The sequence below is a fragment of the uncultured Streptococcus sp. genome (assembly GCF_963456385.1).
Lineage (GTDB): Bacteria > Bacillota > Bacilli > Lactobacillales > Streptococcaceae > Streptococcus.
Genome location: NZ_CAUOLF010000027.1, coordinates 16,828 through 35,858, shown reverse-complemented (window position 1 = coordinate 35,858; position 19,031 = coordinate 16,828). Strand labels below are relative to the sequence as shown.

The following is a 19,031-nucleotide window of genomic DNA, read 5'->3' as shown; positions in this document are numbered from 1 at the left end:
ATTTTATGGAGAATCCTCAATCTGAAAATGTTGGTGAATATCTAGATTTTGTATCAAGGCATTTTGATGATATAATTGAAGAATCGATTGATGTTGTTCGAAAGATAGCAGAAGAAAATGATTCGGATATTATTAGAAGTAAAGTAATTAAATTACTTAAAAAGTATGATCATGATATTTTGAATGAGAAAAATGATTTGGACATTATCCTTTCTTTGGATACCAATGAACTTTTGAAACAAGCAGATGAGGTTATATACTATATCCGTTCTAAGTTGACTGTCAATGCTAAAGATTTGACAAATATCGGTTCTTTTGGACATTATACAAAGATTGATACGCTAACCAACTATCTTATAAAAGCTGACTGGAAAAATGAAAATGATTCTAAAGTGAAACCTCCCTATTTACGACTTACTAATTTAAAACAGTTAAATGACCCAATGGAGGGAAGAGCAATCTACGATTATTTAGGGATAGATAATACATTTTTCCATAACTATCAAACTTCCAATGTGTTTATATCTTCCTTAACTGTAGTATCGGATAGTTTACCTATGTGGAAGGAGTATGCTGATTCCTCTCAGGGTGCCTTCCTTGAATATGACATAACTTATCTTGAAGATATTGTTGCACATAAATCTATTGAATTTGTTAAAATCCATTATTTAGATTCAAATATAGATAGTAAAGAAGAGAGAGAGATTGATGAAAAACTTTCTAATTTAAAACAAATATATGAAGTATTGTCAAAACGTAAAGCTACGGATGAACTTAAAAAATTATCTAATAAACTTACCAAAATCTCTTATCTTTTTAAAGTTAAAGATTATGCATATGAAATGGAGTATCGCATTCTAATCAACTTCGATGATACTGCTGTAAAACAATTTATTGAAAACCATAATAAAAATTTGGTGAAAAATAAAGATTTATTAAATGAACAATACTTGGATAAAGAAAAAATTGGGTTAGAAATTTTTGATAAAGTTAACTATAATGATTTTAGGAAGTATATTGTATTAAGCCCAAAAGATAATGGTAGATATGATTTATTTGTATACATCAATCTGGCTCCTTTGAAATATTCGAAGGTTATCCTAGGTCCAAAGGTTACGGATGAAGACTATATTGCTCCTTATCTCAAACTTGCTAATCCTGATATAGAGATAGAAAATTCGAAAATTCCCTATCGTTAGAGAAAATAACTGTTTTAAAACATACAAACAAGGAGCACTATATGCGTTATGCACTTTTACTCCGCGGCATCAATGTCGGCGGGAAAAACAAGGTCGTTATGGCTGATTTGAAGAAGGATTTAGCAGAGTTGGGTTTTGAAAATCCAGTTTCCTACATCAATAGCGGCAATCTTTTCTTTGATAGCGAGGAGCAGGAGGAGAGGATTCGGGAGATCTTGTCGGCTTATTTCAGTCGGTCTTACGATTTTCCGCTGCCTTTTGTCCTTGTCAGCTCTGCCATGCTTCAAAAAGAAATAGCCAATCTTCCTGCTTGGTGGCAGGATGAAACAGCTTTTCGGCGAGATGTTCTCTTTTATCTGCCGGAGACAGACAGGGAGAGTGTCCAAGAGCTGGCAGGCAGTTGGGCAAATGACAAGGAGCAGCTGCATTTCGGGCAGACGGCTTTCTTTTATAGCAATGCTGACCAAGCGGACTATCTCAAGTCCAACTATCATAAGAAACTGCTTAAGTCTAGTTTTTACAAGCAGCTGACTATCCGAAACGGCAAGACTTTCCAGAAGATTGTGGAGTTGGTGAATGAGAAGTAAGACCAAAAAGAAAAAGAAAAATAAAAGAAAAGTAAAAGTTCAGGGGAATAAGTTTAGTCTTTGGTTGGAAAAACATCGGGTAGTAGAAGCTTTTTTAAATTTTTTAGTCTTAATAGTTGTTGCGATTGGTGTGGGATATTTAACTTTTGGTAATGAGAGCATTCCTGCTCCACTTCGTCATTTTAATTATATTAGTCCTTTATGTGTAAACTTGCTCTTCTTGGTACTTATTCCTTATTATTCTCGATTTGGTAGCTTGAGAAAAGAAGGATTTACTTCTCTGAAGATTTTAGCGGAAGCATTTCTTTATCTGAACGGGCCGGTTTTCTTAATTCATTATTTTATAGGAATTCGATCAAAAGATGGAAAACATTTTGCACCACCTCTAATCAGTTTGGATTCTCGCTATGTTTGGTTTCCGATTGCTACCTATCTAATCTTTTTCTTCATTTCAGCGTTAACGATGTTGATTTTAAAATATAATGAAAAAAAGAGGAAAAAACATGACCAAAGAAAATCTATCTAAGTTATTTTCATTTAAAACACTCTATCTGGCCTTGCTAACCTTTGTCATTCTTCATTTGATTTTGTTAGCTTTTGGTCTATCCTTTACTCCAGTTTTGTGGAATAGCTGGTTTTTTATTCTTTGTTTGACCTTCTTTATCCATCCTTGGATAGTCTTTTTTAGGATAAGAGATTTTCACTGGTATCACCTTATTTTTCAATTATTCAGTGGATTGGTGGCACTTTATCTTTGGTTTTCGGCATTCTTTGCTTTGTCAATCATCTCGGATCCAGCAATGCCCATCAATATAGACTATCATATACAAGATAATGAAATCATCATTGTCAGAGGTTTTGTGGTCCATAGTACCTATGAACATCATGAATTGATTAATCCCTTTGTCATGAAGTCAGAAGTGAAATATAACGAAGATATGTTTTAATAACTTAGAAAGCGAGTGAATCCATGTCACGTTCCCAAGAAACAATTCTAACAAACATCTGCCTTGTTGAAGATAAGGCGCGAGGTAAAGTCCTAATGCAGTATCGCTCTCCTGAGCGCTATCGTTGGTCTGGATATGCTTTTCCGGGTGGTCACATTGAGAAGGGTGAGTCTTTGCATGATTCAGTTGTCCGTGAGATTTTAGAGGAAACGGGTTTGACCATTAGTCATCCCAAATTGGTTGGTGTAAAGAACTGGCATACGGATGAAGGGGTTCGCTACATCGTCTTTTGCTACAAAGCGACTGAATTTTCTGGTCAGATTCACTCGACTGAAGAGGGTGAGATTTCTTGGGTAGATAAGGATAGCCTGCCACAGCTGGACTTGGCCTACGATATGCTTGAACTCCTGCGTATGATGGAAGATGAGGAATTATCCGAATATTACTATCACGAGCGCATAGCAGGTGGTTGGCGCAAGAGTATGTATTAAAAAATGTTTCCTTTTGTGTCTGGAGTGCAAACATAGAAAGGTAGATGACTGCCATGATTTCATTATGGATTGCTATTGTTGCATTTTTTCTTTTGGGCTTAAACCATTTTTTTCCTTCTAGAAATGCTGGATTCGGTTTGAGATTTCCATTTGCTTTTCATACTTTAAAAGGATGGAAGCAGAGCCAATCTAGGTTTTATAGATCAGTGATTTTGCTTAATTTGCTCATTTTTCTTTATTCTTTGTATACAGATTTAAACGAGAATAGGGTCTTGGTCTTGTCAATTATTAGTATTGTATTTTCTGGAATATTAATTTTTTTAATTTCTTTTAAAGAATAGTTTGATTGTTTTATCAGTGATTTTTATAGCGACTATCTATCATTTGAAAGCCGGTTGGCGCAAGAGTATGTACTAAAAAGACTGACTAGGTTGGGACCTAATCAGTCTTTTTCTTGCTTGTTATTTATCCTGTAAAAATCCTAGGTCTCTCAAGGCAGATTCTACATAGTCCAAATCCTGCTGGGAGTCGGCTTGTACTAGGTGATAGTGGACTCCATCTGTCAACTCAGATAAGGGACGAAAGGCACAGGAAGCGACCTGTTGGAGAAAATGCTGGACATCTCGACGGCAGGTCAGCTTCAGGTAAGTCTGGATTTCGCCATAAACTGGATGCTCAATCAAAATAGTCTGTACGCGGCCGCCATTATCCACGATAGCCAGCAGCTCAGCCTCCATATCCTCAGCCTCATGCTGAACCTTGAAGAGTTGATGGACAGCAGCATTTTCTTGGCGATCTTTATAAAGATAGCCACGGTTGGTTGAGAGGATGGGGGCACCATCTGCCCGCAAGAGGGCGATATCTTGCACGATAATCTGCCTAGTCACATGGAAATGTTCAGCCAGTGACTGGCCATTGAGGGCAGCAGATGATGTTTTCAAAAGGTCTAATAGTTCTTCTCGTCTTTGCTTGGTCATAGCTTCATTGTAAACCAAAAGTCAGGAATCTTCAAGCTCTAGCGAATCTTTTTCAGCGCTTGATAGATGAACTTAGCAATGACAAAGTCGACCATGCTATGAATGACCGTACCAAGTCCAACCAGACCAAATAAGATATAGAAAGCATTAGCAGGATAGGCAGACGTTGTGTAAAAGAGGATGCAGACGACCACTTCGCCAAAGGCATGAATCAAGGCTAGTAGGAAATTAAATATCCAAGTCTTCTTCTGGCTGTCCAGTGTGTCCGGGTGCTTTTGAAGATAAAGAGCGCCTATGCTAGCGAAGAGCAAGTGGGACAGGGCCCTAAGCGTGATGATAAAAGGAAGTCCGGACATTCCAAATCCAATAGTAGAACCAATCACGACAATCACCGTCATGAGAGGGGAGATAAACATAGCCAGAAAGATAGCGACATGACTGGCTAAGGTGAAGGAAGCGGGCGGAATGACAATTTTAATCGGCATAACCAGTGGGATAACAATAGCTAGTGCAGTCAAAAAAGCGGTCAGTGTCATAAACTGATTTTTAGATTTTGGTTTCATAACGACTCCTTTTTATCTGTATATACACTAGTATAGTACACTGTTTTTGCTGAAAGGTCAAGACATATAAAAATCCTAAAAGAGATTTGTCAAAATGCTTAAAATAGCTTATACTAGAATGGTGTGGAAATAGGATTAAACTAGATTTTCAGGATTTAGTTGACCTTCACGTCGTTTAGTGTTCTGCTGGATTTGAAAAAAGAAAGAAGAGCTTAATCATATATAGAAGGCTGGTATGGAAATTTAGCAGCCTTAACTAGAAATGGAGAAAAAATGAACAACTTACCAAACTGCCCCAAATGTAATTCAGAGTATGTCTACGAAGATGGAACGCTCTTGGTCTGCCCAGAATGCGCCTATGAGTGGAATCCTGCTGAGGTCCAAGAAGCAGAAGAAGGCCCAGTAGCAATCGATGCTAATGGCAATAAGCTATCTGATGGTGACACAGTTACCTTGATTAAGGACCTGAAAGTCAAAGGAGCACCTAAGGATCTCAAGCAGGGAACACGCGTAAAAAATATCCGCATCGTGGAAGGCGACCATAATATTGACTGTAAGATTGACGGCTTCGGTGCGATGAAGCTCAAGTCAGAGTTTGTTAAGAAAATTTGAGGTCTCTATGAATCGTCGTTTTATCTTAGTTTATCGAATTATTCTTTTTATCCTGGCCTTTTTGGGTGTGTATCTGGAAATTACTAAGTATGGCGTGGGCATGCTTATGTACTATACGGTTCTGTCCAATCTCTTGGTCTTGCTCTTTACGGGCTTTCTGGTCTATCTGATGATGAGACCTAGCGATGCTTGGAAGGCGCCGAAAATCTTGCGAATCAAGGGTGGGGTGACCATGTCCATCATGATTACTTGTGTCGTTTATCACCTCTTGCTAGCCCCAATTGCGACAGATTTTTACCGCCTAGAGAATTTTTTATGTCATTATATAGTACCCTTGGCCTTTCTTCTGGATACAGTAATCTTTGACAAATCGCGCCAGTACCGTTGGTTTGATCCGATTTCTTGGACAAGTGTGCCTTTGGTCTACATGGCCTTTGCTCTCTTTAATGGCTTTTTCCTGAAAATAAACATTCCAAGATCCAAGGACAATCCATTTCCTTACTTTTTCCTCAATGTCTTTAAGAAAGGTTGGCCTTATGTCATCCAGATGTGTCTGATTATTTTTGCGGCCTACCTAATCTTTGGTTTTGTCTTTTACGGGATAAAGTCCATCTCTTCCTCAAAGAAGAAGACTTCTTAGAGACATGTACTTGTAGATGAAAAAACAGATTTCACTAATCCTTACCCAGTCAAGCAGAAAAAAATACAATTTTTTCTTGAAATAGTTTTGAAATTGTGATATAGTATAAAAAATTAAATAATCCTTTAATTCTATCCAGAGAGATAGACAAGGAGCAAGTAAAAAGATGGGTGGAGTGTAAGCAAGTGCGTCTTGTTTTAGCTTGCCTGACTAGATTTTTCTGAAGTCTCCTTGTAATAAGGAGACTTTTTCTTGTTTGAGGAGGAAAGAATGAAAACAAAAGAAGTTGTCGATGACATCACCATGAATCGCGCGATTACGCGGATTACCTATGAAATCATCGAGCGCAACAAGGACTTAAATCAAGTGGTCTTGGCTGGGATTAAGACCCGTGGGGTTCACTTGGCTCACCGGATTCAGAAGCGGTTGGCTCAGTTGGAGAATATCGATATTCCAGTCGCTGAAGTAGACACTAAGCCTTTTCGTGATGATATCAAGGTTGAAGAAGATACGACAGTAATTCCGGTAAATATTACCGACCGTCAAGTAATTCTGATCGACGATGTCCTCTACACAGGACGGACCATCCGAGCAGCTATCGACAATCTGGTCAGTCATGGACGTCCGTCTCGGGTTGGCTTAGCTGTCTTGGTAGACCGTGGTCACCGCGAGCTGCCTATACGGGCAGACTATGTCGGAAAGAACATTCCGACTAGCCAAACTGAGGAGATTATCGTTGAGATGACCGAAACTGACGGTCAAGATCGCGTGTTGATTATGGGGGAGTAATAAGCTAAATGAGTCAAGATGTTAAGTATGATGTGCATGATATGCCAAAGCCAGGTTTGCTTTTAGGACTATCCTTTCAGCACTTGTTCGCCATGTTTGGGGCGACAGTCTTGGTACCGATTCTGGTGGGAATTGACCCAGCGGTTGCGCTCTTTTCCAGCGGTCTGGGGACACTGGCCCATCTGACTGTTACCAAGTACAAGATTCCAGCCTACATGGGATCTAGCTTTGCTTATATCGCAGCCATGCAGATTCTGATGAAGACAGATGGTATCGGAGCGGTTGCTCAGGGAGCTATCACCGGTGGTTTGGTTTATTTCATCGTAGCACTGATTGTCAAGTTTGCCGGCAATGCTTGGATTGACAAGGTGCTGCCGCCAGTAGTGGTAGGGCCTATCATAATGGTTATCGGTCTTAGCTTGGCTGGAACAGCTGTTAGCGATGTGATGAACAAGACTGCAGCTAATGGCGAAAAGGTTTATGATTTGACCTACTTCATTATCGGCATGGTTACTCTCTTGGCAGTTATCCTCTTTAATATCTATGGTAAGAAAATTGTGGGAATCATCCCAGTCTTGCTAGGTTTGATAGTCGGCTACATCTTTAGCTTGATTTTAGGGGCCGTGACTGGCCAGGAAATTGTGTCTTTTGCCAAGGTTGGGGAAGCTTCTTGGTTCCACCTTCCGCCAATGAGTCTGCCATTCTTAGACTATGATGTGAAATTTTACCCAAGCGCAATCCTAACTATGGCGCCTATCGCCTTTGTAACCATGACAGAGCATTTCGGCCATGTTATGGTACTAAATAGCTTGACAGGCAAGGACTTCTTCAAGGATCCAGGACTGGACAAGACCTTGACCGGAGATGGTCTGGCTCAGATTATTGCAGGGCTTTTCGGAGCACCGCCGGTGACTAGCTACGGAGAGAATATCGGAGTTATGGCGCTCAATAAAATCTACAGCGTCTATGTCATTGCAGGTGCAGCAGTGCTGGCTATTGTCATGAGCTTTGTGGGCAAGGTCTCAGCCCTGCTCCAATCCATCCCGAGTCCTGTGCTGGGTGGTATTTCCATCGCCCTCTTTGGGGTAATTGCTTCGAGTGGTCTTAAAATTCTGATCGAAGCACAGACCAACTTTGACAATAAAAAGAATCTCTTGATTGCCAGTGTCATCTTGGTATCTGGTATCGGTGGTCTGACCTTGCAGCTGTCGGGTCTGCAAATCTCAGGAGTTGCCTTGTCAACTATTCTGGGAATTGTCCTCTATCTGGTCCTGCCTGAGCCCAAGGATTGAGCTAGGTGCTAAATCATTAACTTTTGTTCAAAAATAGCTTGCTCTCAGAGCGACTTTACTTGCAGCACTCTGGAAGCCTTCATTCTTTCATAAAGGAGAATTATATCATGTCATCCAATCAAATCGCTCTTAAGAACCTTGTTTCTATGGAAACTCTGTCAAATGAAGAAGTTATGGCCTTGATTAAACGCGGAATCGAATTTAAAAATGGCGCTAAAGTCCATTATGATGAGCAGCATATCGTGTCTAACCTTTTCTTTGAGTCATCTACACGGACCCACAAGGCCTTTGAAGTAGCAGAGTTGAAGTTAGGTTGCGATCTTCTGGACTTTGATGTCAAGACCAGCTCGGTCAACAAAGGAGAAACCTTGTATGACACTATCTTGACCATGTCTGCCCTAGGCGTTGATGTCTGTGTCATTCGCCACCCAGAAGTAGATTATTACAAAGATCTAGTGGAAAGTCCAACAATTACGACTTCCATCGTTAACGGAGGAGACGGTTCTGGTCAGCATCCTAGCCAGAGCTTGCTGGACCTGATGACTATTTACCAAGAGTTTGGTCGCTTTGAAGGACTCAAGGTTGCGATTGCTGGTGACTTGGACCATTCGCGTGTGGCTAAGTCAAATATGCAGATTCTCAAGCGCTTGGGAGCAGAGCTCTATTTTGCAGGTCCGGAAGAATGGCGGAGCCAAGAGTTTGCGGACTATGGTAAGTTTGTCACCATTGATGAGGTGATTGATCAAGTGGATGTCATGATGTTCCTGCGCGTGCAGCATGAGCGTCATGACTACGAGTCCATCTTTTCTAAAGAAAATTACCACAGACTGCATGGTCTGACTCAAGAGCGTTATGACCGCATGAAAGATACAGCAATTCTGATGCATCCGGCTCCAGTTAACCGTGATGTAGAAATTGCGGATCATCTGGTCGAAGCACCAAAATCGCGTATCGTTGAACAAATGACCAACGGCGTCTTTGTCAGAATGGCTATTATTGAAGCAGTTCTGAAAGGCCGTCAATAATCTCGGACAGTAGGCCGGGAGTGGGTGAAGCTGTGTGAAGCAATCCCACTCCCTATTATTATATATCTTATGTGGATGGTCTCGGGCGGTCTGCATCTTGGACAGGAGGGAACAATGGCAAAGAGACTTTTAATATTAGAAAACGGCATGATTTTCGAAGGGGAAGCTTTTGGAGCGGATCTTTTTGTGACAGGTGAAATCGTCTTTAACACAGGCATGACTGGCTACCAGGAATCGATTACGGATCAGTCTTATAACGGCCAGATTTTGACCTTTACCTATCCCTTGGTTGGAAATTATGGTGTCAATCGGGACGACTATGAGTCCATTTTACCGACTTGTAAGGGAGTAGTGGTCTATGAGTATGCACGTCGTGCCAGCAATTGGCGCCAGCAATTGTTTTTGGATGAGTTCCTCAAAATCAAAAAGATACCAGGCATTTCGGGAATTGATACAAGGGCATTAACCAAGATTATCCGCCAGCATGGAACTATGCGGGCAACCATTGCCAATGCGGAGGATAGCATTGAGCATTTGCAAGACCAGCTGCAGGCTACAGTTCTGCCGACTGATAACATCAAGCAGGTGTCTACCAAGCAGTCCTATCCAGCTCCGGGAACGGGTCGCAGCGTGGTATTGGTGGACTTTGGTCTCAAGCACTCTATCCTGCGGGAGTTAGCCAAGCGTAACTGCAGCGTGACAGTAGTACCTTATGATACCAGCGCTGAGGAAATTCTCCAGCTCAATCCTGACGGCGTCATGCTGTCCAATGGACCGGGCAATCCAGAAGATGTGCCGGAGGCTCTGGACATGATTCGTGGTGTTCAGGGCAAAATTCCAATTTTCGGAATCTGTATGGGGCATCAGCTCTTCTCCATGGCTAACGGTGCTAAGACGCATAAGATGAAGTTCGGCCATCGTGGCTTCAATCATGCGGTACGCGAGATTGCGACAGGCCGAGTTGACTTTACCAGTCAAAATCACGGCTATGCCGTCAGCCGTGAGGATTTGCCGGAATGCCTGATTGTGACTCATGAAGAAATTAATGATAAGTCTGTCGAAGGTGTGCGCCATCGGGATTATCCTGCCTTTTCTGTGCAGTTCCACCCGGATGCTGCGCCGGGACCGCATGATGCAGACTATCTCTTTGATGAGTTTATGGAAATGATGGATGCCCATCAGGCTTACTAGGAAGCAAGATTGAGAGGTGCACTATGCCAAAACGTAAAGATATTCAGAAAATTATGGTCATCGGTTCTGGTCCTATCGTTATCGGTCAGGCTGCGGAGTTTGACTATGCTGGGACTCAGGCTTGCCTGTCCTTGAAAGAAGAGGGCTACAGTGTTGTCTTGGTTAATTCTAACCCAGCGACCATTATGACGGACAAAGAAATTGCAGACCGAGTTTATATCGAGCCTATCACGCTGGAGTTTGTTGCGAGGATTTTGCGCAAGGAGCGGCCGGATGCTCTTCTGCCTACTCTGGGTGGCCAGACCGGACTCAATATGGCCATGGAATTATCCAAGTCAGGGCTTTTAGAAGAGCTGGGAGTGGAACTCTTAGGGACCAAGTTATCGGCCATTGACCAAGCGGAAGACCGGGATCTCTTCAAGCAGCTGATGGAAGAACTTGGCCAGCCCATCCCTGAGTCAGAAATTGTCAATACAGTGGATGAAGCGCTGGAATTTGCGGCTGGCATCGGCTATCCAGTCATTGTCCGTCCGGCTTTTACACTGGGAGGAACTGGCGGCGGTATCTGTAGCAATGAAGAAGAGCTGCAGGAAATCGCAGAAAACGGCCTCAAACTTTCTCCTGTTACTCAGTGTCTAATCGAGCGATCTATAGCGGGCTTTAAGGAAATCGAATACGAAGTCATGCGGGATGGCGCCGACAATGCGCTAGTCGTCTGTAATATGGAAAACTTTGACCCAGTCGGCATTCACACAGGGGATTCAATCGTCTTTGCGCCTAGTCAGACTATCTCAGACTATGAATACCAGATGCTGCGGGACGCCAGTCTCAAGATTATTCGAGCGCTGAAGATTGAGGGGGGCTGTAATGTACAGCTGGCTCTGGACCCGCATAGTTTCAAATACTATGTCATCGAGGTCAATCCGCGGGTTTCCCGCTCATCAGCCCTAGCCTCTAAGGCGACTGGCTATCCGATTGCCAAGCTGGCGGCGAAAATCGCAGTCGGGCTTACATTGGATGAAATCATCAATCCGGTAACAGGCTCTACCTATGCTATGTTTGAGCCGGCTCTGGACTATGTGGTCGCTAAAATTCCACGCTTTCCATTTGATAAATTTGAGCAGGGTGAACGCCGTCTGGGAACCCAGATGAAGGCGACAGGGGAAGTCATGGCTATCGGCCGCAATATTGAGGAGAGTCTGCTCAAGGCCTGCCGCTCTCTGGAAGTTGGTGCGGACCACAATGAGCTGCCTGCTCTCAGCCAAGTAAGCGATGATGAGCTGATGAGGAAGATTGTCAAGGCACAAGACGACCGGATTTTCTACATCTCAGAGGCTATTCGCCGTGGTTACAGTCCGGATGAAATTGCTGAGCTGACCAAGATTGATGTCTTTTTCCTGGATAAGCTGCTCCACATTTACGAAATCGAACAGGAGCTGGCCAGTCATATCGGAGATAGTTATGTGCTCAAGAAAGCCAAGCAAAATGGCTTTGCGGATACTAAGATTGCAGCCTTGTGGGGCATGACAGCTGAGCAGGTGCGTTGCATCCGACAGGAGCAGAAGATTGTGCCGGTTTACAAGATGGTAGATACTTGTGCTGCTGAGTTCGAGTCTGCGACGCCTTATTTCTACTCTACCTATGGCTTTGAAAATGAATCTGTCAAATCCAGCAAGGAATCAGTTCTGGTGCTGGGTTCTGGTCCTATCCGAATTGGGCAGGGAGTGGAGTTTGACTATGCGACTGTTCATTCTGTAAAGGCCATTCAGGCAGCTGGTTATGAAGCAATTATCATGAACAGCAATCCGGAGACTGTATCGACTGACTTTTCTGTCTCTGACAAGCTCTACTTTGAGCCGCTGACTTTTGAGGATGTTATGAATGTCATTGAGCTGGAGCAGCCTAAAGGTGTTATTGTTCAGTTTGGCGGACAGACAGCCATTAATCTGGCAGAGCCTCTGTCCAAGGCTGGTGTGAAGATTTTAGGTACCCAAGTAGCGGACTTGGATCGAGCTGAGGATCGGGATCTCTTTGAGCAAGCTCTGAAGGAGCTGGATATTCCGCAGCCGCCAGGCCAGACGGCTACTAATGAAGAGGAAGCAGTAGAAGCAGCTCGTAAGATTGGCTTCCCAGTCCTGGTGCGACCTTCCTATGTCTTGGGTGGCCGTGCCATGGAAATCGTAGAAAACGAAGCGGATCTACGCTCTTATATGCGGACAGCGGTTAAGGCCAGTCCAGACCATCCGGTTTTGGTTGATTCTTATATTGTTGGTGATGAGTGCGAAGTGGATGCTATTTCTGATGGTTGTCAGGTCTTGATTCCAGGGATTATGGAGCATATCGAGCGGGCAGGGGTTCACTCAGGGGATTCCATGGCAGCCTATCCGCCGCAAACCCTATCGCAGAAAGTTAAGGATACCATTGCAGACTATACTAAACGCTTGGCTCTGGGACTCAACTGTATCGGCATGATGAATATTCAGTTCGTCATCAAAGATGAGCAGGTCTATGTCATTGAGGTCAATCCACGGGCCAGCCGGACTGTTCCTTTCTTGTCCAAGGTGACCGATATTCCGATGGCGCAAGTAGCGACTCGTTTGATCCTTGGGGAAACTTTAGCAGAGCTGGGCTATGAAGATGGCCTTCATCCAGAAAGTTCCATGGTTCATATCAAGGCGCCAGTCTTCTCCTTTACCAAGTTGGCGAAGGTTGATAGTCTCTTGGGACCTGAAATGAAGTCTACCGGCGAAGTCATGGGCAGTGACCGCACGCTCGAAAAAGCACTCTATAAGGCTTTTGAGGCTTCCTATCTCCATCTGCCAAACTTTGGAAATATCGTCTTTACTATTGCAGGCGATAGCAAGGAAGAAGCCTTGCAGCTGGCTCAGCGTTTTGCCAATATTGGCTATGGTATTTGGGCAACCAAGGGAACAGCCTCTTATTTTGAAAATCATGGCCTACACGTCCGCCTGGTGGAAAAAATCGGCAGTGATGATGACAAAGACATTCCAGCCTATATCCGCAAGGGTAAGGTTCAGGCTATTATCAACACAGTCGGAACCAAGCGGACAGCAGATAAGCATGGCCAAATTATCCGCAGCTCAGCTATTGAGCATGGAGTACCACTCTTCACAGCCTTGGACACGGCCGATGCCATGCTGAAGGTGCTTGAAAGCCGCAGTTTCACTACAGAGGCGATATAGAGCGATTTCCAACTTCCAGATCGTCATTTGACAGTATGAAAGTCGTAAAAGGAATTTCATACAGCTAAGCTTGAAAAATCCATCTGTCCAAGCTTATTCTGTCCTTGAATAGTCGTAATAAATAACCTTTCAAAATATATTGAATTAAAAGCAAAGTGGAAGTGGGAAAGAATCTTACTTCCTTTTTGCTTTATTTTCTTAAAAAGCTTGACAAAGAAGTTGACAAAGTGTATTATATTAACCAGTTAATAAACCGGTTAATAATGAGTTAAGGAGATATTGTGAAACGAGCTTTAAAATTCTTAGCCTGCCTTAGTCTGCTGGCCCTGGTCTTGTGTCTATGGGCTTGTCAGTCTCAAAAGGAATCTGGTCCATCCAGTCAGTCGCAAGGATTGAGGATTGTAACCAGCTTTTATCCTATCTACTCCGTGGTTAAGGCTATATCGGGCGATCTGAATGATGTGCGCATGATTCAGTCTAGCAGCGGCATTCATGATTTTGAGCCTTCAGCCAATGATGTGGCAGCCATCTATGATGCAGATGTCTTTGTCTATCATTCACGGACCTTGGAGTCCTGGGCTGGCGAGCTGAATCCTAGTCTCAAGAATTCCAAGGTTCAAGTACTTGAGGCTTCCCAGGGTATGAAGCTGGATCGAGTCGCTGGTTTGGAAGATGTCCAAGCGGGAGAGGGAGTGGATGAGAAGACGCTCTATGACCCCCATACCTGGTTGGATCCTCAGAAGGCTGCGGAAGAAGCTCAGATTATCGCCGACAGGTTATCAGAGCTGGATAGCGACCATCGGGAGACTTATCAGGCCAATGCCCGAAAATTTCAAGAAGAGGCTAAAAAACTGACAGAACGCTATCAGAAGATTTTTGATAAAGTGCCCAACAAGACCTTTGTCACCCAGCATACTGCCTTTTCTTATCTGGCCAAGCGCTTCGGGCTGACCCAGTTGGGCATTGCTGGTATTTCACCGGAGCAGGAGCCTAGTCCGCGCCAGCTGAAAGAGATAGAAGACTTTGTCAAGGAGCACGAGGTGAAGACCATTTTTGTGGAAAGCAATGCTTCTTCCAAAGTGGCTCAAACCTTGGTCAAGGCGACCGGTGTACAAATCAAGGAGCTGAATCCTCTGGAAGCTGACCCAGCCAATCAACTATCTTATTTAGAAAATTTAGAAGAAAATCTAGCTGTTTTAGCTAAAGATTTGAAAGGATAAAGGAAAACCATGAAAAAGAAATATTTCCTAGCTTCAGTAGCTGTATTAGCTCTTGGTCTCGGAACTTACGGGCTTATCCAATGGCAAGCTCAGCCCCGACCTCAGACCAAAGATAACAAAGTAGCCTATATTGAGGATAAGACTTCGGGTGCCAAGACGGATAAAAACAAAAATTTGACATCTGACCAAATCAATGATGAGGAAGGTATTGAAGCAGAGCAAATTGTCGTGAAAATTACGGATCAGGGCTATGTCACTTCTCACGGAGACCATTATCATTACTTTGATGGAAAGGTGCCTTTTGATGCCATTATCAGCGAAGAGTTGATTATCCGAGATCCTAATTACACGCTGCAGGAAGCAGATATAGTCAATGAGGTCAAGGATGGCTATATCATCAAGCTAGATGGGAAGTATTATCTCTACCTCAAGGATGCCAAGCATACCAGTAATGTCCGCTCGGTAGATGAGATTGCACGGCAGAAGAAGCTGCATAAGACCAAGGAAGAAGGCGATAGTGGCAAATCTTCCACTACAAAATCAAGCAGAACTCGCGATTTCAGTCAACCTAGCAAGTCCTTAGCTGCGGGAAAGACGGCAGCAGACCTTGCAGGAGTTTCTTACCAAGGCCAAGGGGGATATAGGACGGATGATGGTTATACGTTCAGTCCCTATGACGTCATCGAGGATACTGGCGATGCTTTTATCGTGCCGCATGGCGGCCATTTTCACTACATTCCCAAGAGCGACTTGTCGCCGGCAGAATTGGCTGCGGCTCAGAGCTACTGGAATAGCAGACGGGCTGGCGGACGAGTGAACCCGCCTAACTACGGCAGGACGGTTGCTTCTTCCAATACTTGGAATCAGAATAGTGCTGACAATCAGGGTGGACCAGTCTCAAATCCGTCTCCACAGCTGTCAAATCATTCAAAGATTGAGCAGCCAAGTCCTGGCTTAGCGGCTACTCAGCTGAGTCCGTCTAATCCGCTCCAGCCGTCTCAACCATCTCAGCCATCCTTGCCAAGTCTGCTGCAGCTACTCTATGCCCTGCCTCAGTCTCAGCGCTATCATGAAGGGGACGGCGTGGTGTTTGACCCGCTGAAAATCAGCCGTCGGACAGAAAATGGAGTCGTTATACCCCACGGAGACCACCATCATTTCATTCCTTATGACAAGCTATCAGACTTGGAAGCGAAGATTGCCCGCTTGATTCCTATTGGTTATACTTACAAGCCGCTAGGAGATCCTCTGCAAGCTTTGAAGCCTCAGCTACCGTCACAGCCTGAGCACGACCATGGTTTTCATGCGGAGGCTGTCATTGGCAAGGACGAGCAAGGCTACATGGTATCGCACGGAGACCATGCTCATTACTTTTACAAGAAAGACTTGACTGCTGAACAGATTCAAGCAGCGGAGCAGGTCTTGGCCAAGCAGCAGCCAGTAAAACCGTCTGCAGCAGTCAATGATGCTGAACGCTATTCACGCGATGCCAGTGATGAGGAAAAGATTGCTTATATCTGCCAAACCTATGGTGTTCCCAAGGAAGCGGTTCGCATCTCAAATGGCTTCTTTGTCTTTAATAACCCTGACCAAGCCTATGATCCGACACATATCCACCCCTATGCTGTCCGCAAGGAGCATGTTCGCATTCCTCTGGTAACGGGAAATGCAGAGCTGGACTTCATGAATGAGCTCTATACAACAGCCCTGCGCTCAGGTCTTTCGCCTTACAGTCTGCAGGTGGAAGATGGTCAGTTTGTCATTCCTCATGGCGACCATAACCACTATATCAAAATCCAGTCCAAGGGCGCAGCAGAAGCCTTGAAAAATCGTCTGCCTCAGATTCAATCTAAGTATGAGCAGGGCGATTATGATGAGGCCGCTATTTTGCAAAAAGTAGAAAGCCTAAAAGCGGACAGTCAGCGTCTCTATGCCGATGATCCTCTTATGCAGCGGCGGATTGAGCTTGCTTTGGGGCAGTTTGTAGAAACCATGAAGAAGCTGCCAAGCAACTCAACAGCCGGCTACCTGAGCAGTCTGGATAACTTTGATAAGCAGTTTATCCATGTGGATCAGACGGTCAAGCCAATCCAAGAGACCGAGCTAGACAAGACCTATCAAGGGCTTTTGGAGAGAATGAACCGGCTTGACACGGATAGCTATGGGCTGAAGAAAGCTGACTTGTTGCAGCGTCTGCAAAATGCTTATGCTAGCCAAAATCAAGATGAAATGGCAGAGCTAGGACAAGTATTATCCGCTTTAGAAGATTATCATGATCGGACAGGCGTCACAGCGGTTGATTATATTCGTTATTTCTACCAAGCATTAGAGGATGGGCGCTTGAGCCCTGAGCTGCGCAGAAAAGCAGCCGAGCTGACCTTGACTCTCTATAAGTCTCAAGCCTTTATAGAAGCGACTAATCTCCAGCAGCTTTTTCCTGCCCTCTATCAGACTAAGAAAGAAATTGCAGCAGCCCTTGCTAGCGGTCAGCCTTCTCCGTCCTCTGAAAAGACAGAGCTGGATCAGGGAGAGCCAGATCAGCCAACCTATAAGGCCATGATTTATGACTTTTTGAAGGGGATTTATGATGATTTTGGCACCTCGGATGAGAGCGAAAAGAGTGCTCAAGCACTTGTCTTCCTTGGAAAAGCGCAGGAATTGCTAGGAGAAGTGAAGGACCAAAACAGCCGAGCAGACTATGCGGCTAGAATCTTAGAATTAGGCAAGGAATTAAAGAGCAGCAGCTCAGACAAGCAGGCTCTGCTGACAGCAAGTCAGAAGCTTTTGGATCAGATGAGCCGAACAATTGCTGGACAAAAGGAAGAGCCAGCTAATACGGAAAATCAGGAAGTTTATCAACAGCTTTATAATTTGCTCATGTCTATCCATCAGTATCTGGAAAAGAATCAAGGAAGTGAGCAGCAATACCAGCAGCTAGACCAGCTTTTTGATAAGCTTGGACAGAGAGCTACACACAAGAAAGAGCTACTCAAGGAAATCCTGGCCTTCCAGCAGTCACTCATCCATCCTGAGGGGGCAAGCGAGTCCGATTCTCAGCATGGGAACGATGATGGCTATCACTTTAATCTGCAGGATATTGTCGGAGCGGACGAGCAAGGCTATCGGGTAGTCCATTTGGACCACGAGCACTATATTTACAAGAAAGACTTGTCAGAAGCCGAGCGCCAAGCAGCAGATGCCTATGCGGTGCAAAAAGGCTTCCTCAAAGCACCAGCTGAACAACCTGCTTCTGGTCAGCCAGCAAGCAGCAGTGCTCCAGATATTGCGCAAAATGGCGATCTACCTTCCGAATCTGCCACTGGAGAAGCAGCTCAAAACCAATCTGACAAACCAGCAGAATCTTCGACAACTGCAAATCCAGCTGGTCAATCAAGTTTAGCAGCGAGTTTTGGCATGTCAGAGGAAGCATTCAACCAGAAATTGCAGGAGCTTTCTCAGCTCTACGGTGTCAGTCTAGAGACTTTCAGCTATAATCCAGCAAGTAGAAGCATCAGCTTTACAGGAGCTGACGGCCAGCTGAAAACTGTTCAGATTAGCTAAGCTTACATTTTGATGTAAAACAACAATAAAACGAATGATGAAGACCAAGCCAGGTCTAAGACCATCATTCGTTTTTGATTTTCACAACCCTATACTTATTTGATTGATATTGTGTTAAAATAAACGGAGACTGATAGATGAAAGGATTGTCATCATGACAGAAAAAGAACCACCCATCAAAGAATATCTTAGATTAAAAAAAGAAGCTATTTATAGCCGCTTTATATTCTTGCTAACGGCCATTACAGGAGCTATTTTATCCTTTATTTTGGTCTATTCAAGATCTAGGAATCTAATCTTTGAAAATGTCTCTATTGGCTTAGTTGTATTTGCTGGTATTGTTATATCAAGGCCGTATTGGACAAAAAAGCAACGATACGAGGCCCAGTATCCAGAATTGAAAGGAATGTCTACAAGAGGTGCTGAAGCTTCTGGGAATTTTTGGGGAAGACATCTGATTGTATATCCAGCCATTCTTGTTTATATGGTTTGGGCCTTTTTCACTTCTTATAATCCTGTTCAAAATCAGGAAATAATAGATATTGATCTCCCAGCGATTAGTACAGAAACTGAGTATAGTTTGGATTTTCCAAAATCAGATAGTTCAGCGAGCACTGGAGACAGTCAAGGCGACAATCAATCTGAGGCTTCGTCGGTCGGACAAGACGAAAATGGAGAGTAGAGATAGATAAAGTTATAATTTGAAAGTTAGATTAAGGGATTGATTGCTAAAA

General features: G+C 43.8%; 18 protein-coding genes. 16 read left to right on the top strand and 2 right to left on the bottom strand.

Annotated elements, in window-relative coordinates:
• The 6 genes from RP262_RS10270 to RP262_RS10245 form a co-directional block, all read left to right on the top strand.
• Positions 1-1,199 (top strand): DUF2971 domain-containing protein (locus RP262_RS10270; RefSeq protein WP_311155083.1); only part of this gene is annotated, 1,199 nt, incomplete at its 5' end.
• Between the two features lie 41 nt (positions 1,200-1,240).
• Complete coding sequence (locus tag RP262_RS10265; protein WP_311155082.1) at positions 1,241-1,786, top strand: DUF1697 domain-containing protein; 546 nt, start codon at positions 1,241-1,243, stop codon at positions 1,784-1,786.
• Positions 1,776-2,312, top strand: a complete 537-nt coding sequence (locus RP262_RS10260; protein WP_311155081.1) for a hypothetical protein — start codon at positions 1,776-1,778, stop codon at positions 2,310-2,312. The genes RP262_RS10265 and RP262_RS10260 overlap by 11 nt, the downstream gene beginning before the upstream one ends.
• Entirely contained in the window at positions 2,290-2,733 is a 444-nt protein-coding gene (locus tag RP262_RS10255; RefSeq protein WP_002904670.1) for a hypothetical protein, read from the top strand. The genes RP262_RS10260 and RP262_RS10255 overlap by 23 nt, the downstream gene beginning before the upstream one ends.
• Positions 2,734-2,756: 23 nt before the next feature.
• Entirely contained in the window at positions 2,757-3,224 is a 468-nt protein-coding gene (locus tag RP262_RS10250) for an 8-oxo-dGTP diphosphatase (RefSeq protein ID WP_311155080.1), read from the top strand.
• Positions 3,225-3,268: 44 nt separating this feature from the next.
• Positions 3,269-3,565 (top strand): hypothetical protein, encoded by a 297-nt coding sequence (locus RP262_RS10245; RefSeq protein ID WP_311155079.1) that lies wholly within the window; start codon positions 3,269-3,271, stop codon positions 3,563-3,565.
• Positions 3,566-3,685: 120 nt separating this feature from the next.
• On the opposite strand, the gene RP262_RS10240 is transcribed toward RP262_RS10245, so the two are convergent.
• Together RP262_RS10240 and RP262_RS10235 are read right to left on the bottom strand one after the other, a co-directional pair.
• A complete protein-coding gene (locus RP262_RS10240; RefSeq protein ID WP_311155078.1) occupies positions 3,686-4,219 on the bottom strand; it encodes a transcription repressor NadR in 534 nt (177 codons plus the stop codon).
• A 20-nt stretch (positions 4,220-4,239) separates the two neighbouring features.
• Positions 4,240-4,764, bottom strand: a complete 525-nt coding sequence (locus RP262_RS10235) for a hypothetical protein (protein WP_161543032.1) — start codon at positions 4,762-4,764, stop codon at positions 4,240-4,242.
• A gap of 273 nt (positions 4,765-5,037) precedes the next feature.
• Here RP262_RS10235 and RP262_RS10230 point away from each other — a divergent pair, with 273 nt between their 5' ends.
• The 10 genes from RP262_RS10230 to RP262_RS10185 all read left to right on the top strand — a co-directional run bounded on the left by RP262_RS10230 (position 5,038) and on the right by RP262_RS10185 (position 18,979).
• Positions 5,038-5,376 (top strand): zinc ribbon domain-containing protein YjdM, encoded by a 339-nt coding sequence (locus RP262_RS10230; protein ID WP_101771421.1) that lies wholly within the window; start codon positions 5,038-5,040, stop codon positions 5,374-5,376.
• Between the two features lie 7 nt (positions 5,377-5,383).
• The gene (locus RP262_RS10225; protein ID WP_311155077.1) at positions 5,384-6,016 is read left to right on the top strand and encodes a Pr6Pr family membrane protein; all 633 of its coding nucleotides are present in this window, start codon (positions 5,384-5,386) and stop codon (positions 6,014-6,016) included.
• Between the two features lie 270 nt (positions 6,017-6,286).
• Positions 6,287-6,805: a bifunctional pyr operon transcriptional regulator/uracil phosphoribosyltransferase PyrR gene (gene pyrR, locus RP262_RS10220; RefSeq protein WP_311155076.1), complete on the top strand. Its 519-nt coding sequence runs from the start codon at positions 6,287-6,289 to the stop codon at positions 6,803-6,805.
• Positions 6,806-6,813: 8 nt separating this feature from the next.
• Positions 6,814-8,097 (top strand): solute carrier family 23 protein, encoded by a 1,284-nt coding sequence (locus RP262_RS10215; RefSeq protein WP_311155075.1) that lies wholly within the window; start codon positions 6,814-6,816, stop codon positions 8,095-8,097.
• A 107-nt stretch (positions 8,098-8,204) separates the two neighbouring features.
• Entirely contained in the window at positions 8,205-9,122 is a 918-nt protein-coding gene (locus RP262_RS10210; RefSeq protein ID WP_311155074.1) for an aspartate carbamoyltransferase catalytic subunit, read from the top strand.
• A gap of 114 nt (positions 9,123-9,236) precedes the next feature.
• Positions 9,237-10,313: a carbamoyl phosphate synthase small subunit gene (locus RP262_RS10205; RefSeq protein WP_311155073.1), complete on the top strand. Its 1,077-nt coding sequence runs from the start codon at positions 9,237-9,239 to the stop codon at positions 10,311-10,313.
• 23 nt (positions 10,314-10,336) lie between these two features.
• Positions 10,337-13,516 carry a carbamoyl-phosphate synthase large subunit gene (gene carB, locus RP262_RS10200; RefSeq protein ID WP_311155072.1) on the top strand — a complete coding sequence of 1,060 codons (3,180 nt, stop codon included), beginning with the start codon at positions 10,337-10,339 and terminating at the stop codon, positions 13,514-13,516.
• A gap of 281 nt (positions 13,517-13,797) precedes the next feature.
• Positions 13,798-14,736 (top strand): metal ABC transporter solute-binding protein, Zn/Mn family, encoded by a 939-nt coding sequence (locus RP262_RS10195; protein ID WP_311155071.1) that lies wholly within the window; start codon positions 13,798-13,800, stop codon positions 14,734-14,736.
• A gap of 9 nt (positions 14,737-14,745) precedes the next feature.
• Positions 14,746-18,297, top strand: a complete 3,552-nt coding sequence (locus RP262_RS10190) for a pneumococcal-type histidine triad protein (protein ID WP_311155070.1) — start codon at positions 14,746-14,748, stop codon at positions 18,295-18,297.
• Between the two features lie 154 nt (positions 18,298-18,451).
• On the top strand, positions 18,452-18,979 hold the full coding sequence (locus tag RP262_RS10185) for a hypothetical protein (protein WP_311155069.1): 528 nt from the start codon (positions 18,452-18,454) through the stop codon (positions 18,977-18,979).
• The last annotated feature ends 52 nt before the right edge of the window (positions 18,980-19,031 follow it).

Excerpts from the sequence above, each read along its gene's own strand:
- RP262_RS10190 (WP_311155070.1), top strand. The coding sequence starts at position 14,746 with ATGAAAAAGAAATATTTCCTAGCTTCAGTAGCTGTATTAGCTCTTGGT.
- RP262_RS10250 (WP_311155080.1), top strand. The coding sequence starts at position 2,757 with ATGTCACGTTCCCAAGAAACAATTCTAACAAACATCTGCCTTGTTGAA.
- RP262_RS10185 (WP_311155069.1), top strand. The coding sequence starts at position 18,452 with ATGACAGAAAAAGAACCACCCATCAAAGAATATCTTAGATTAAAAAAA.
- RP262_RS10260 (WP_311155081.1), top strand. The coding sequence starts at position 1,776 with ATGAGAAGTAAGACCAAAAAGAAAAAGAAAAATAAAAGAAAAGTAAAA.
- RP262_RS10215 (WP_311155075.1), top strand. The coding sequence starts at position 6,814 with ATGAGTCAAGATGTTAAGTATGATGTGCATGATATGCCAAAGCCAGGT.
- RP262_RS10265 (WP_311155082.1), top strand. The coding sequence starts at position 1,241 with ATGCGTTATGCACTTTTACTCCGCGGCATCAATGTCGGCGGGAAAAAC.
- RP262_RS10225 (WP_311155077.1), top strand. The coding sequence starts at position 5,384 with ATGAATCGTCGTTTTATCTTAGTTTATCGAATTATTCTTTTTATCCTG.
- RP262_RS10210 (WP_311155074.1), top strand. The coding sequence starts at position 8,205 with ATGTCATCCAATCAAATCGCTCTTAAGAACCTTGTTTCTATGGAAACT.
- carB (WP_311155072.1), top strand. The coding sequence starts at position 10,337 with ATGCCAAAACGTAAAGATATTCAGAAAATTATGGTCATCGGTTCTGGT.
- RP262_RS10205 (WP_311155073.1), top strand. The coding sequence starts at position 9,237 with ATGGCAAAGAGACTTTTAATATTAGAAAACGGCATGATTTTCGAAGGG.
- pyrR (WP_311155076.1), top strand. The coding sequence starts at position 6,287 with ATGAAAACAAAAGAAGTTGTCGATGACATCACCATGAATCGCGCGATT.
- RP262_RS10235 (WP_161543032.1), bottom strand. The coding sequence starts at position 4,764 with ATGAAACCAAAATCTAAAAATCAGTTTATGACACTGACCGCTTTTTTG.
- RP262_RS10230 (WP_101771421.1), top strand. The coding sequence starts at position 5,038 with ATGAACAACTTACCAAACTGCCCCAAATGTAATTCAGAGTATGTCTAC.
- RP262_RS10255 (WP_002904670.1), top strand. The coding sequence starts at position 2,290 with ATGACCAAAGAAAATCTATCTAAGTTATTTTCATTTAAAACACTCTAT.
- RP262_RS10245 (WP_311155079.1), top strand. The coding sequence starts at position 3,269 with ATGACTGCCATGATTTCATTATGGATTGCTATTGTTGCATTTTTTCTT.